Here is a 13,165-nt window from a genome sequence, read left to right as displayed (position 1 = left end):
GGAGAAAATTGAGATGAAAACAACAAATGTGGAAAATAAATTGTATTTTCTAAAGACACAGATTGAAAATCATCCGCGCTTTGAAGATGGACTAGAATTTTCTTTGATGAGCGATGCTCGTATTACAGAAAATACTAGAGATCAATTAACCAATCTCTCTGGCAATCTCTGGATCAATAACTTAATCACTATTGTAGGAAAAAATGCTACTGGTAAAACAACTATCATGAGAACAATAATAGGTATTCTTCAATTATTGTTATATCGCAGTTCTATTGACCAAACTTCTCTGCAAGATATTTTAATTGGTGATCAACCGATTAAGATTACCACTTATTTTTATGGATCAGATCAGGTACTTTACAAGGATATAGTAACTTTTAAACAAAATACTGATAAGCTAAATAAAAAGTGGATTATTGACAATGAATTAATTTACAAAAAAGAATTCAAAAATAGATTTACTAAGAAAGAAATACTGAAGTTTGGTAATATCAAGCCACTATATGAACGTCAGAATTTAGACGAACTTGCCTCATCTATTTTATCGCCAGATGATTCTATATTTAGAATGGTTTTAGCAAAAGAAAAATATCATCCTCAACCAATCATTGATAATTTGATGTTAGCCAATATTAATGCTCTTTTTTACAATGATGAAAAGGTCCCAGCTGCAATTTTAAACTTTTTAGATCCTTCAATTGAATATTTAAATATTGAATCTGAGACTGATGATGCTAACGATATCAAAAAGATTATTTATCATTTGAAGTTTAAAAATTCCAAAGAAGAAATTACAGCGACAGGATTCGATGTAATCGAGCATTATTTATCTTCAGGAACCGCAAAGGGTATCACTCTTTATGGACGTGTAATGGTCGCTTTAAGAACTGGTGGAATAATGTTTGTTGATGAATTAGAAAATCACTTTAATCATGCGATTGTTAGGTCATTTATTGAAGATTTTGCGGATTCTAAGATCAATGTGAACCGCGTTGTACTAATTTTTAGTACTCACTATTCTGAATTGCTTAATGATTTGGAACGAGGTGACGAGATTTATGTTGCTAAGAGAAATCAAAAGATTGAACTGCAAAGATATTCAGCTGCCAATGTCAGAAATGAATTAAAAAAGGCAGAAGTCTTTGAATCTGACTATCTGGGTGGTACTGCTCCAGAGTATTCGGCTTATATGGCACTGAAGCAAATGATGCAAAAGAAGTCAGAAGTAATGAATTGATCGCTATAGAAAAAAGTGTAAGATAGTTTTTAGATAAAGGCTGTAGCAAGCTAATTCATGCTTGTTGTATATTAGATTCGAGAGTTGAAAATTTTAATCTTCCGAAAGCATTTGAGATGATAATTATGGATAAACTTATTTTAAGCACAAAAGATGGGGATGCAATGCAGGAAACGTTATATCTTATCAAGCATGGTGTAAATAATGTTATTGTCCAGCGTGAACATGATGATTCAGAATGGACTAATGTAGACGACATTGATTGGGATAAATTATAGGTAGCGAGTTTATAAAAAATTAGAAGTATCTTCAGAAAAAAGTGAAAGTCGAGATTCGGTGTAAATCTCGGCTTTTTTGTTATAGTTTGAATATTCAATTGTATTTTTAAGTAGAGAATATCTTTTATAAAAAATATTCTTAATAAAAATAGCATTTTGTCTTTTATAGAAGATAAAATCTCAAATTTGAGTAGAATATCTTTTATAGAAGATATTAGCTGTGATAATATATTATATATAAGATAAAAAGCCAAAATACGTACTTAACTTTTTTATAAAATTTAGAGGTACATTATGATAATAAAGCGCGATCGCTATATTAATTTCTTGAAAGAATTCAAAGACAATGAAGCTATAAAAATTATTACTGGAATTCGACGTTCAGGTAAAACTTTCTTAATGAATATGTTTATTGACGAACTTCATAAAGAAGGTATTGAAGACGATCAAATAATCCATATTAATTTTGAAGATATGGCCTTCAGCAAACTCCACAATGAATGGGATCTTTATAACTATGTTCACAGACATGAAAATAAGACAAAGAAGAATTATATCTTTCTAGATGAAATCCAAAATGTACAAAATTGGGAAAAGGCAGTCAATAGCTTTAGAGTTGACATGAATGCTGACATCTATGTCACTGGTTCTAATTCTCATCTTCTATCTGGAGAATTGGCAACGCTCCTAGCAGGAAGATACGTTGAACTTAAGGTCTTTCCATTATCATTCAAGGAATATTATGATTTCAAACACGGTAATCCTGGTAACCAGTATCAATTATTTACTGATTATTTGATCGAAGGCGGCTTTCCGGCTGTAGATATTGCACCAAATGAAGATTTGAAAACGGCTTTAAAAAAAGGAATCTTTGATTCCGTTGTTCTACGTGATATTGCTTTGCGTGCACATACGCGTGATGATCAAGCAATCGTTGCAATCATTGAGTATTTGATGGGAGAATTGGGCAGTCCTGTTTCAGCAACGAATATTTCTAATACGCTACGCAGCAACGGATTTAAAACAACTACTTCAACTGTAATTTCATATTTGCGTTTGCTCACTCAGTCCTATCTTTTTTATCAAGCAAAAAAATATGACATCCGTGGTAAAAAGATGATGAGCACTCTTGGAAAGTACTATGTAGCAGATACAGGATTGCGAAATACTCGACTCAAACGTAATTATCGTGACAACTTAGGTCATCAAATCGAAAATATTGTATTTATTGAATTATTGCGCCGTGGATACAGCGTTGATGTTGGTGATTATTCTGGTAAAGAAATTGATTTTGTTGCACGTAGAGGCAATGAAATTGAATATTATCAAGTTACTGAACATTTACCAGAAAATAATACAAGAGAAACTGATAACTTACGCTACATTCCGGATGGCTATAAGAAGTGTGTTTTATCTTTATCACAGTTTGATACTGGAGTAGTTGAAGGCATTCCGGTGAAGTACTTACTTGATTGGCTTTTAAAAGAATAACAAGATTAGCATAATTGGTAATAAAAAAGTCGGAATTCATTGTGAATCCCGACTTTTTTGTTCAACGGTTTGTGTAAAGATTAGATTAATAAAGAAAAAAGAGCTGCTAAATGACAGCTCTTTTTGGTGAGATCAGTTCAAAATATTAACGGAAGTTAACGTATTGAGCTGGAATCCATTGGTTGTCGTTACCGATACGGTAGTAAGTCTTGCCATTGATAGTCTTCTTAGCAAATACTTTCCATGATGAACCGTTCTTAACAACTTGAGTTTGGTATTCACCCTTGCCGTTAAGAAGCTTTACGCCACCACGACCGTGGTAAACAACAGTTGCTACACCAGAAACTTTTTCTTCGTTTGAAGCGTTGTTGTGTGAAGGCTTAGTAGCTGGCTTCCATGAACCATCTACGTATTGAGCTTGGATGTATTCGTTAGTACCTGCAAGCTTGTAGTATTGAACTCCACCAACAGTTACAGGTGCACCTTCAGTGTTTACAGTTGAACCTGCTTCAAATTTAGTTGAGCTAATAGTTGCACGGTTACCATTAATGTTCCATGCAAATACTGAGTAGCCCTTTACGTAGTTAACAGTTCTAGTAGTTTGACCGTTAGATACAACATTTACAGTAACAGTAACTTTGTTAGTTACACCTGCTGGGTTAGTTGCAGCAAGAACTACAGCGTACTTACCAGGAACAGCAGTATTAACATTGTTTGAAAGTACTGATGCACTAGTTAATACAGCACCATTTTCCTTTGAATAAGTTACGTTGAATGCCTTAAGTAAGTCTGCAGCATTGAAGCTTGCGTTTTGAGCAACGTTCAATACGTATTGATCGTTAGTGTTAGCAGTCTTAGTAAGGTGAGAGTTTGAACCATTCAAAGTAAATTGTGGACCATTATCTGAGTATTGGCTAGTTGAAGCTGTACCCACTTTAACAATAACGTTAATAGTTGCAGTTGAACCATTAGGGAAAGTTGCAGTGTAAGGAACAGTAAAGTTAACAACTGGTTTTACAAATGATTCATTTTGTCCAGTAACTGCTACACCAGCATTTGCTAATGCATTCTTAATTTGAGTTTCCAAAGCAGCTTTGTTTGATTGTTGTAAGCTAGGGTTAGTATTAGTTGCAACAACTTCATTTTGAATCTTAGTTGCCAAAGCTGATACGGTGTTTACACTACCCAAATCGATTGAAGTAGTACCACTTACAACAGTGTCCTTACCATTAATCTTTTGAGTGAAGTAAGTGTTACCTTGAGAGATGGTAAATACTCCACTAAATACTGGTTCTGGCTTAGTGTTACCATATTGATCTGGAACAACAGCACCCTTGTTATAGTTACCACCGTATACTAAGCCTTGAACACCAACTTCAGGTGCAACTAAAACGTATGGAGTGTCAGCAGCAAGAGTTTGAACAGCGTATTGTTTAGCTGTTGCTTCATTAGTTACCAAAGATTTCTTATCTGCTGGGATAACGTAGGCTTTACCAGTACCAAACACCTTTGGAGAGATAGCTTTTCCATCTAAAGTTGCAGATAAGTCAGCAGACACAGTATCAGCGTTAGCACCAGCCTTTAAAGATGAAAGGTTATTAACAGTTAAAGTTACAGCAACAGTACCTTTAGTTTGATTTGTTGTAGTACCTCCTACAACTTGAATAGCTGCGGCATTAGCAACAGAAGTTGAAGCAACAACTGGAGCAACTGCTAATAAAGCAGCAGCAGCCATACCTAAATATTTAACATTTTTCTTCATGCGGTCTTTTCCTCCTTGATAAAACAAATGTAATAGGCAAAAGGCTCATCGTGAAATCGCCCATAATTGTACAAAATCCCTTCATCAAAGATCAGAGGTCTATAAATCCTCTGAGGTAGTCAGTCCTTGATAAGAAATCCGCATGCTGTACAGGCATCACGCCTGAAGCATTTGTCCTATTACTTACCACGACTCATATTATATCTTGTTTCTGACTTTTTGCAAAGTTTACTTGCATATTTTATGTTTTTTAACATAGTTGTAATAATCACAAAAATATACTTTTTGACCTCTCAACTATCTTATTTAATTTCCACAAAAGAAAAGGAACCCCATAGCAGCGGGATTCCTTATACTTACTTATTGTTTACGATAATCATCAAAGAAGAGTTTTATCTTGTCAAAAATTATTTCAAAAATATTTCAAAATTTTATAAATATTCCAAAATAAGTTATTTAATTCTCTTATTTCTCCAAAAATAAGCCTACACTGATTTAGAATCATCAAACACAGAAGTAGTAGTGCGTTCAATGTATTGAGCAGACTGAGCTTTGGTATATAGATCTACTCCCTTTCTTTCAAATGCATTAGCGCTTGCAATCTTGTCCATTGCTGCTCTAACTTGTGCCTCGTTTAAATCGCTAGCCGCATCTGGCATGCTGATGGAAGCTTTCTTGTTATTTGAAGTAATAAAAGTTAATCGTAAGGTTTTAGTTGTTGGCATCTTAAAATTCCTCTTTCTTTCTATTATAAATTGTCTAATTATTCACCTATAAATTGTCTAATTATTCACCAAGTTCAATTGCATGGTGTTGAATAAGAACTGCTGCGCCTAAGCCGTCGTCTTTTTGAAGTTCTGACATTGCCTTTCCTACTTGCGCTATTGCATCAGGAGCTGCATCTAACTTCAAGTTCTTTAAAGTACGTTCTTTGGTATTGTTCTTATATTGACTGCCAGTAAAAGTAAACTTAACTGATTGTTCTACTAAAGCTGATTTCATTTTTCTACCTCATTAATAAATATTTTTTGTAAGTTGCTCACCGGTGAGTTGCCTTACACTATTACTAACGAAATAAATCTTAAATTTGGCTCAAGTTTTTTAAAAAAAGTGTTCAAATTATGGGTTTGCTATAATTAGGGGTGTACAATCAAATTTGATCAATAATTCAAGGGGGATCTTTTTAATGAAAAAATCCAAATTATGGATTGCTCTTGCAGCAGTCTTTGTAGTTTTAATTGGTGCTGGATGCAGTAATCAAGCTTCTTCATCTAATAATAGTGGAAGTGATTATTCTACTTTAATGAAGGAAGGTAAAGATTACGTAGCCCAAAATAAGTACTCTCAAGCTGAAGATAAGTTTGAAGCTGCTCACAAGGTGAAGGCTACTGAAGAATCTAAAGTTTATGCCGACCAAGCTGACCATATGGCTGATGCCAAAGATGATATCAGCGAATATGATTTTAGTGATGCATTAAAATCTTTAAATAAGGTAATTTACAAAACTAACGGCTATTCAGTTATGATTAAGCACGCTAAAAAGCAATATCAAACAATTAGCCGTGTTCAAAGTAATATTAAAAACGAAATTAATCCTTTATATAAGAATGCAAAAGCTGCTTACAATAATGGTAACTACGAGCAAGCTCAACAATACTGCATTCAAATCTTAGACTTACCTTATATTAATGGTAAATACTACACCCAAATTAGAAATAAGGTTAATGACTTATTAGATGATGCTAAAGATGCAAGTGGTGATAGCGAAAAGTCCTCAAACAAGACTAGCACTAACACTAGCGCAAGCAAAAATAACGATGATGAAAAATCTGACAAATCTAATAAAAACGATTCAAATACTTCATCTAATAACTCTAACCAATCATCTTCAAATTCAAATAATATGACTGTTGGCGGCCAAGCAGTTACTGCACGTGTGATTGCCCAAGTACGTGATCGTTTGAGCGCTATGGGCGTTTCCACAGCTTCTTGGAGTGATCAAGATGTTGTTAACTTCATGAACTCAGCTGCCAAAAACGGCCACACTACCATTGATTCTTATACTCAAAGTGACGTAAACAACTTTAATAAATAAGAAGAAAAGTTGCTTTTATAAGAATTTCAATGTAAGATTATATTGAATTTTTGTACTAGTACGACATTATTTAAAGGAGCTCTTAACTTTGACTGAAGAAAGCAAAAAAACAGCCGCTGAAAATACGCAGCAAGAAAAAGACGAAAAGTTCCAAGTTGTCATCCCTGAAGCTAACCGTGTTGAGATGCCAGCAACCGAATTTGCAGTTCAACCAGATTATTTAAAAGTTTTTGCTAACTTTTACATTGCAAAATTTGAACAAGCTGACCTCGAAATTATGGATACTTTTGACGGCAACCACGACGTTGTAGAAATTAACACTTACATTACTAACAACGAAGCATTTTCTCGTCAAAACTTAATTAAGCATGTTTTAAACATCCATTCCAAGAGATTTGAAGATATTTTAGCTAATATCAAAAAAGAAACTGGTATAGATCCTCAAAGCATGAAGACATACGAAGATTGGGACAAGTGGTATACTGATCGTCGTAATAATATTCCACAAACTATGTCTTAAAGGCTTGCAACTTTAAGAAAAATATATAAGAATAAAGTAACTAAAAAAGAATGCAACTGCATTCTTTTTTTGATTTTTATATTATCTTGATAAGCTTATAGCTTTTATTAGGAGTATTTATTCATGAATAACAAACGAAAAAATCTCACCGCAGCCGGTTTACTGATTGCTATTGGGATTGTATATGGGGATATCGGAACGAGTCCACTGTACGTTATGAAGTCAATTGTTGCTGGTAACGGCGGAATTGGCAACGTTAACCGTGATTTTATTATCGGTTCGATTTCTCTAGTTTTATGGACAGTTACCTTGCTTACTACCTTGCAAACTGTGATTATTGCCTTGAAAGCAACTAACCACGGTGAAGGTGGTATCTTTGCCCTTTACACTTTGATTCGTAAGCGTAAAAAATGGCTGGTTTTGCCCGCTTTAATCGGTGGGGCTGCTATCTTAGCTGATGGTACGTTAACTCCAGCAGTTACCGTTACAACAGCTATCGAAGGATTAAAAGGTATCGAATTTGGGCACGGCAATATTCCGGTCAATACTCAAAGTACGGTTATTGCAATTACTGTCGTTATTTTGCTGGTTCTGTTTTCTATCCAAAGAATGGGTACTAGCATTATCGGTAAGGCATTTGGACCAATCATGTTTGTGTGGTTCACCTTCTTAGGAATTGTCGGCATTATGAATATGGCTGGTGATTGGAGCATTTTAGAAGCTCTTAACCCATACTACGCTATTAAGCTATTATTTAGTCCATATAACAAGGCCGGAATCTTTATCTTAGGTTCAATCTTTTTGGCAACTACCGGTGCTGAAGCACTTTATTCTGATGTGGGACACGTCGGCAAAGGCAACATCATTGGTTCTTGGCCATATGTTTTCGTATGTTTGGCACTTAACTACTTTGGTCAAGGTGTCTGGATTTTAAATAATCCTAACTATAATGCGGGAAACGGTGACTTCAACCCATTTTTTGAAATCATCCCACAAAACATTCGCTTAGCAGCAATTGTCTTAGCTACTATTGCTGCGGTTATTGCTTCGCAAGCTTTGATTACTGGTTCATTTACTTTAGTTGCTGAAGCCAGTGGTTTGAAGTTTTTGCCAAGAATGAATATTGTCTACCCTTCAACTGAAAAAGGTCAGATCTATATTCCATCTGTTAACAAGATGATCTGTGTAGCCACTATTTCAATTGTCTTGTTCTTCCAAACTTCAGCTCACATGGAAGCAGCCTACGGCCTTTCTATCACTATTTCAATGCTGATGACAACGATTCTGCTTTATGAATGGCTCGTTATGAAAGGCATCAACTGGTTCTGGAACTGGTTATTCCTCATCTTCTTCGGCTTTTTGGACATCATGTTCATGGCCGCAAGTTTGAGCAAGTTTACTCATGGTGGTTACGTATCATTAGTTATCGCTGGCTTTATTGGTATTATCATGTACATTTGGTTCTACGGAAACAAAGTCCGCGACAAGCGCGAATCACGTAATGCTTATGTACGATTAGATGAATATGTAGATATGTTAACTGATTTAAGTCATGACGAAGACTACCCAACTTATGCTACAAACCTAGTTTACATGGCCAAGGTTAAATATAATAAATTTATCAAGCGAGAAATTTTATATTCAATTTTAGACAAGCGTCCTAAACGTGCTAAGGCATATTGGTTTGTAACAGTAAATGTTACTAACGAGCCATTTACTGCGGAATATGCCGTTAATACATATGGCACCAAGAACGTAATTAACGTTCAGCTATTTTTAGGATTTAAACAGCAGCAACGTGTTAACGTCTACTTACGTCAGATTGTTCACGATTTGATCGCTGACGGCACCATTGAATCACAGCCACAAGAATACACCACTACCCCAGGTCGTGATGTAGGTGACTTCTCATTCGTTATTGTTAACGACGTAATTAGCCCCCAAACTCAATTGCGTAACTATGAAAAATTCTTAGTAGAAGCTCGTGTATGGCTTCAAAACTTGTCTTCTAATCCTGCTTCATGGTTTGGCTTAGATTATGCAGACACGGTCATTGAACGTGTGCCATTGATCTTAGGTGACCAACGCAAGCAGCAGATCACTCACATTGCTCCTAAGAAATATGAGCAAATGAAGAAAAAGATCCAAGAAGGACAAATATAGATTAAAAACCCTATTAAATGTTGGTAATAAACCTTCATTTAATAGGGTTTTAGTCATTTAAACAGTCTAATCCTTCCTTTACAGAATCAAACTCATAATAGTCTTTACTTTTTAATGCCTTTTGAAGCCTTGGTGAGGGGTGACTCACATCAAATGGAAAATTTTAAAAGTTAAAACTACTAAACAGAAATAAAACCAAAAAAATCTTTTGCAATCTCTATTCTTCAACCATTACGCCTCATTTATTTAATATAAATATATGATACAATATATTTATCGGAAGTAATGCACAATGCATATGATTGATGAGGTAAGAAATAATGCAATATGTAGCTAAAATAACAAAACGCGGACAAATTACAATTCCAGCTGAAATTAGAAAGTCTCGTAATTGGTCAGAAGGCAGTCGATTAGTTTTTTCTGTTAATTCTGATAATAATATTGAAATTCATAAAGAAGTAAATTTGTATGATACCGATTGGGGCAATTACGATTTTAAGAAAGCAGTGGCCCAAGATCCCGAATTACAAATGGGCGACTATAATCAAGGACGTGAGGGTTGGCAGGATAATGAATAATGATTTTCCCAAGCAAGGTGACATTATAATAATTAATGCTGAACCTCACGCAGGACATGAATGGGGTGGGCACAATACTGCTAAAGGCAACATTGAAAGACACATGCTAATAGTCAGTGCAACTCCTTATAATCGATCTTCTGGATTCATTGTTGGTATGCCAATAACGACCAGTGATAAATATAAAAATGATGAACACTATAAGCCTATACTGGTGATGGGAGATACAGGCACTGGTGTTAAAGGCTATGTTTGTTTATATCAAATATTAAATTATGATTATTCGGCAAGAAAAGGACGAGTCATCAATCATGTTACTAATAGATACCTTGATGAAATAATGTCCTTTGTTAAAGCGATTTTTAATTTTAGATAAAAAAGTATAGTGACAAATGATATGAACCCCGAAATTCGGACAAGAATTTCGAGGTTTTTTCTACGTAAGTTAAACATCATTGTATGTTTGGCTTTACGTAGAAAAAAAGCTCCTCATCAACTGAGGAGCTTTTTGCTTACGCGGTAAAAACTATTAACTTAATTCCTTGATGATACCTTCCAAAGTTTCCTTTGCTTCATCTTGGATCTTTTGAGTTGGGTGTTGTTCATCGTAACTGTTGAGCCAGTCCAAACGATCTTGCATTCTCTTAGCCAAGGTCTTTTGGTATTCTGGATCATCTAAGTGAACTTCGTAGCCTTCAATTGGCAAGTAGCTTACACCCTTGAAGTTGCCAAATGGCTTCCAGTCGCTGTCTTTGATCTTGTCAGTTGCCAAGTCTTCAACGATCTTCTTAGTTACTTCCTTAGGGATGTCTTTGCCCATAAATGCATCAGTGTTCAAGATGTAGCAGCTAGCGCCACGCTTAGTGAACAATTCCTTGAAGTCTCTGTAATCACCAGAAACAGGGTATGCTCTAAATGGGTCGGCAAACGGTTCGATAACCAAAGTGTTCATGTCAAAGCCTTTAGGTAAGTTTTCAGCACTAGTTCTCTTAGTAGCCAAAGTACATCCCATCGTAGTTGCCAAAACTGGATCATCAATTTTAAGTAGTGGTGGCAATGAGCCATCTTTCATAATCCAGAACAAAGCAGTAATTGGAGCTTTTTCAAAGTCTACACGGTGAGGACTAGTGTAACGAGTCTTGATAACACGACCGTTGTTGTTACGTAAGTCTTCAGTAACGATAACTTTCTTGCCATCTTCATCTTCTGTAACAGCACAGTTCATGATAGTTGTGTAGTACTTAGTTTCATGGTGACCTGCTGGGTAGTCGTGAGTCTTGTCAAAGTATGAAGGCTCTAACGCTACAGAAGAACCATCTTCACGTGAAATAATGAATGCGTCATCGTGCAAAACAGTGATGTCATATTTACCATCATACATTTCGTGAGTCAATGTTGACTTACCAGAACCTGACAAGCCGTAGAAGGCAAATACCTTGTCGTCTTTATCCTTAAAGTGGAATGACTTTTCACCACCGTGACATGCAGTATAGCCGTGTCTGTGAGCCATAGCCCAAGCCAAGGTTAAAGTACCCTTCTTAAGTTCACCGAAGTAACGTAAACCAAAGACTGCAGCACAGTTGTGAGGTGCATCAAACACACCAAAGCCCTTTGGATAATCGTCATCAGTAACATTTGGATCAAAGTAGAAGTAAATGTCACCTTCGTCATAAAACTTAGACTTCTTGTACATTTCTTCAGCTTCTTCATCATAGAAGTGGAAGTTCAAAATGTAAGAAAGTAAATTAAATGCTTGATCTTCAGGCATCATAATGTGAGCCTTTACGGTGTAGGTAGGGTCCAGCCCTACTAATACAGTAGCCTTCAAGAACTTTTCATTATGACCCTTATAAATATCTTCACGTAAATTTCCAGCCAATGCTTCTGGGTCTTCTTTTGGATCATCAACAAAGTGACGAGCACTAGCAGTTCTACCTAGAATTTTACCGTGGTTGTAAACTAATTGCTTTGCACCATGTGGTAAACCTAAATCTTTAGTATGTAAAATTGGCAAATCAGTTTCAATAACACCTGGTTGTACCTTAGCCAAATTATAGGCTTCAGCAACGCTTGTTACTTCGTGAACATTGTTGCCATAAAATGCTGATTCGATAGTAGAACGAACACGACTAAATTTTGGATTATCTTTCCTTAACTCTGCGCTAGAGTAGCGTTCTTGTGTACTCATTTAAAATTTTCCTCCTCCGAAACCAAAGTAAGCGGTTTCATCAATTAACACCTTTATAATAACATAACTATTTGTGCATAGCTACACAAATTTGGTCTGAGCCTCTTTATAAAATATTGGTCTAAGGGGAAGATTCCTATACAAGTAGCAAAGAAATAATTTGGTCTGAATGGTAAAGTTTTTCTCCGCTTGTAAATTCAAAATTAAGTCTGGCAGCCCTGTCATTAAAATGAATATCAGAGTTGCTAATTTCGTCTATTGTAACGACGACATACTTATGTTGATTTTTTGAAATTGGATGTAGTAACTTCTTAGTAAAGCTTTCAACAAGGTTGGTCATTATTTAACAAATTAATGCGAATACAATTTTTATCTTCATCTAGTCGGTGGCCAACCGCATTTAAAAACACCGTTTTACCAGATCCACGTACTCCGGTAATAAAAAAGAACTCTCGAATTCCGAGAGCTCTTTAAAACCTAATGATTATTTTTCATTATCCTTCTTTTTTCTCAAAGACCATGAACCAGTAATTAAGGCACCTAATACGCTACCTAAGCCTAAAATCAAGGTTAAAGTATCGTTTTCCTTATTTCCAGTTTGTGGTAACGACTGCGCTTTATTTTGAGATAGAGATTGGGTCGACTTAGCTACTGTATTCACAGAAACTTTATTTTGAATATTTTCCGTAGCAGTAACGTCTACCAAGTGATTCTCTTTGCCAGTCGCAGTAGGTTTCTTTTCTACATTGCTTTCCTCTCCACTCATTCGAATCATTTTGTTAATATACTGGCTAACTATAGCTATTTGATTTATATATTAAGTTGCAATACTATTAAAACTACTAATTAA

General features: G+C 35.4%; 12 protein-coding genes. 7 read left to right on the top strand and 5 right to left on the bottom strand.

Annotation, left to right across the window (positions count from 1 at the left end):
- The first annotated feature begins 13 nt into the window (after positions 1-13).
- Positions 14-1,240: an ATP/GTP-binding protein gene (locus Q0Y70_RS03040; RefSeq protein WP_297816372.1), complete on the top strand. Its 1,227-nt coding sequence runs from the start codon at positions 14-16 to the stop codon at positions 1,238-1,240.
- A gap of 572 nt (positions 1,241-1,812) precedes the next feature.
- The gene (locus tag Q0Y70_RS03035) at positions 1,813-3,009 is read left to right on the top strand and encodes an ATP-binding protein (protein WP_297816366.1); all 1,197 of its coding nucleotides are present in this window, start codon (positions 1,813-1,815) and stop codon (positions 3,007-3,009) included.
- Between the two features lie 145 nt (positions 3,010-3,154).
- Here the strand turns inward: Q0Y70_RS03035 and Q0Y70_RS03030 are convergent, their stop codons facing one another.
- From Q0Y70_RS03030 to Q0Y70_RS03020, 3 genes are all read right to left on the bottom strand, one after another.
- Positions 3,155-4,771 carry an SLAP domain-containing protein gene (locus tag Q0Y70_RS03030; protein WP_297816363.1) on the bottom strand — a complete coding sequence of 539 codons (1,617 nt, stop codon included), beginning with the start codon at positions 4,769-4,771 and terminating at the stop codon, positions 3,155-3,157.
- A gap of 485 nt (positions 4,772-5,256) precedes the next feature.
- On the bottom strand, positions 5,257-5,496 hold the full coding sequence (locus Q0Y70_RS03025; protein ID WP_297816360.1) for a DUF2922 domain-containing protein: 240 nt from the start codon (positions 5,494-5,496) through the stop codon (positions 5,257-5,259).
- A 61-nt stretch (positions 5,497-5,557) separates the two neighbouring features.
- Positions 5,558-5,773: a DUF1659 domain-containing protein gene (locus Q0Y70_RS03020; RefSeq protein ID WP_297816357.1), complete on the bottom strand. Its 216-nt coding sequence runs from the start codon at positions 5,771-5,773 to the stop codon at positions 5,558-5,560.
- Positions 5,774-5,957: 184 nt separating this feature from the next.
- On the opposite strand from Q0Y70_RS03020, the gene Q0Y70_RS03015 reads away from it, so the two are divergent.
- From Q0Y70_RS03015 to Q0Y70_RS02995, 5 genes are all read left to right on the top strand, one after another.
- Complete coding sequence (locus Q0Y70_RS03015; RefSeq protein WP_297816354.1) at positions 5,958-6,866, top strand: hypothetical protein; 909 nt, start codon at positions 5,958-5,960, stop codon at positions 6,864-6,866.
- An 88-nt stretch (positions 6,867-6,954) separates the two neighbouring features.
- A complete protein-coding gene (locus Q0Y70_RS03010; RefSeq protein ID WP_297816349.1) occupies positions 6,955-7,386 on the top strand; it encodes a hypothetical protein in 432 nt (143 codons plus the stop codon).
- Positions 7,387-7,509: 123 nt separating this feature from the next.
- Positions 7,510-9,549 carry a KUP/HAK/KT family potassium transporter gene (locus tag Q0Y70_RS03005; RefSeq protein WP_297816346.1) on the top strand — a complete coding sequence of 680 codons (2,040 nt, stop codon included), beginning with the start codon at positions 7,510-7,512 and terminating at the stop codon, positions 9,547-9,549.
- Between the two features lie 320 nt (positions 9,550-9,869).
- Positions 9,870-10,127: an AbrB/MazE/SpoVT family DNA-binding domain-containing protein gene (locus tag Q0Y70_RS03000; RefSeq protein WP_297816342.1), complete on the top strand. Its 258-nt coding sequence runs from the start codon at positions 9,870-9,872 to the stop codon at positions 10,125-10,127.
- Positions 10,120-10,503, top strand: coding sequence for a type II toxin-antitoxin system PemK/MazF family toxin (locus Q0Y70_RS02995; RefSeq protein ID WP_297816337.1), 384 nt, complete (start codon positions 10,120-10,122; stop codon positions 10,501-10,503). The genes Q0Y70_RS03000 and Q0Y70_RS02995 overlap by 8 nt, the downstream gene beginning before the upstream one ends.
- 153 nt (positions 10,504-10,656) lie before the next feature.
- Here the strand turns inward: Q0Y70_RS02995 and Q0Y70_RS02990 are convergent, their stop codons facing one another.
- Positions 10,657-12,315: a phosphoenolpyruvate carboxykinase (ATP) gene (locus Q0Y70_RS02990; RefSeq protein WP_297816333.1), complete on the bottom strand. Its 1,659-nt coding sequence runs from the start codon at positions 12,313-12,315 to the stop codon at positions 10,657-10,659.
- Between the two features lie 484 nt (positions 12,316-12,799).
- Positions 12,800-13,081, bottom strand: a complete 282-nt coding sequence (locus tag Q0Y70_RS02985; RefSeq protein WP_297816328.1) for an LPXTG cell wall anchor domain-containing protein — start codon at positions 13,079-13,081, stop codon at positions 12,800-12,802.
- Positions 13,082-13,165: the final 84 nt, after the last annotated feature.

It is taken from the genome of uncultured Lactobacillus sp. (assembly GCF_947367085.1).
Classification (GTDB): domain Bacteria; phylum Bacillota; class Bacilli; order Lactobacillales; family Lactobacillaceae; genus Lactobacillus.
Note: the sequence above shows the minus strand (reverse complement) of the source record. Positions and strands in the feature narration are given on the sequence as shown.

What these genes read in the sequence shown, in the direction of transcription:
- Q0Y70_RS03040 (WP_297816372.1), top strand. Translation starts at nt 14, where the DNA reads ATGAAAACAACAAATGTGGAAAATAAATTGTATTTTCTAAAGACACAG.
- Q0Y70_RS03035 (WP_297816366.1), top strand. Translation starts at nt 1,813, where the DNA reads ATGATAATAAAGCGCGATCGCTATATTAATTTCTTGAAAGAATTCAAA.
- Q0Y70_RS03030 (WP_297816363.1), bottom strand. Translation starts at nt 4,771, where the DNA reads ATGAAGAAAAATGTTAAATATTTAGGTATGGCTGCTGCTGCTTTATTA.
- Q0Y70_RS03025 (WP_297816360.1), bottom strand. Translation starts at nt 5,496, where the DNA reads ATGCCAACAACTAAAACCTTACGATTAACTTTTATTACTTCAAATAAC.
- Q0Y70_RS03020 (WP_297816357.1), bottom strand. Translation starts at nt 5,773, where the DNA reads ATGAAATCAGCTTTAGTAGAACAATCAGTTAAGTTTACTTTTACTGGC.
- Q0Y70_RS03015 (WP_297816354.1), top strand. Translation starts at nt 5,958, where the DNA reads ATGAAAAAATCCAAATTATGGATTGCTCTTGCAGCAGTCTTTGTAGTT.
- Q0Y70_RS03005 (WP_297816346.1), top strand. Translation starts at nt 7,510, where the DNA reads ATGAATAACAAACGAAAAAATCTCACCGCAGCCGGTTTACTGATTGCT.
- Q0Y70_RS03000 (WP_297816342.1), top strand. Translation starts at nt 9,870, where the DNA reads ATGCAATATGTAGCTAAAATAACAAAACGCGGACAAATTACAATTCCA.
- Q0Y70_RS02995 (WP_297816337.1), top strand. Translation starts at nt 10,120, where the DNA reads ATGAATAATGATTTTCCCAAGCAAGGTGACATTATAATAATTAATGCT.
- Q0Y70_RS02990 (WP_297816333.1), bottom strand. Translation starts at nt 12,315, where the DNA reads ATGAGTACACAAGAACGCTACTCTAGCGCAGAGTTAAGGAAAGATAAT.
- Q0Y70_RS02985 (WP_297816328.1), bottom strand. Translation starts at nt 13,081, where the DNA reads ATGAGTGGAGAGGAAAGCAATGTAGAAAAGAAACCTACTGCGACTGGC.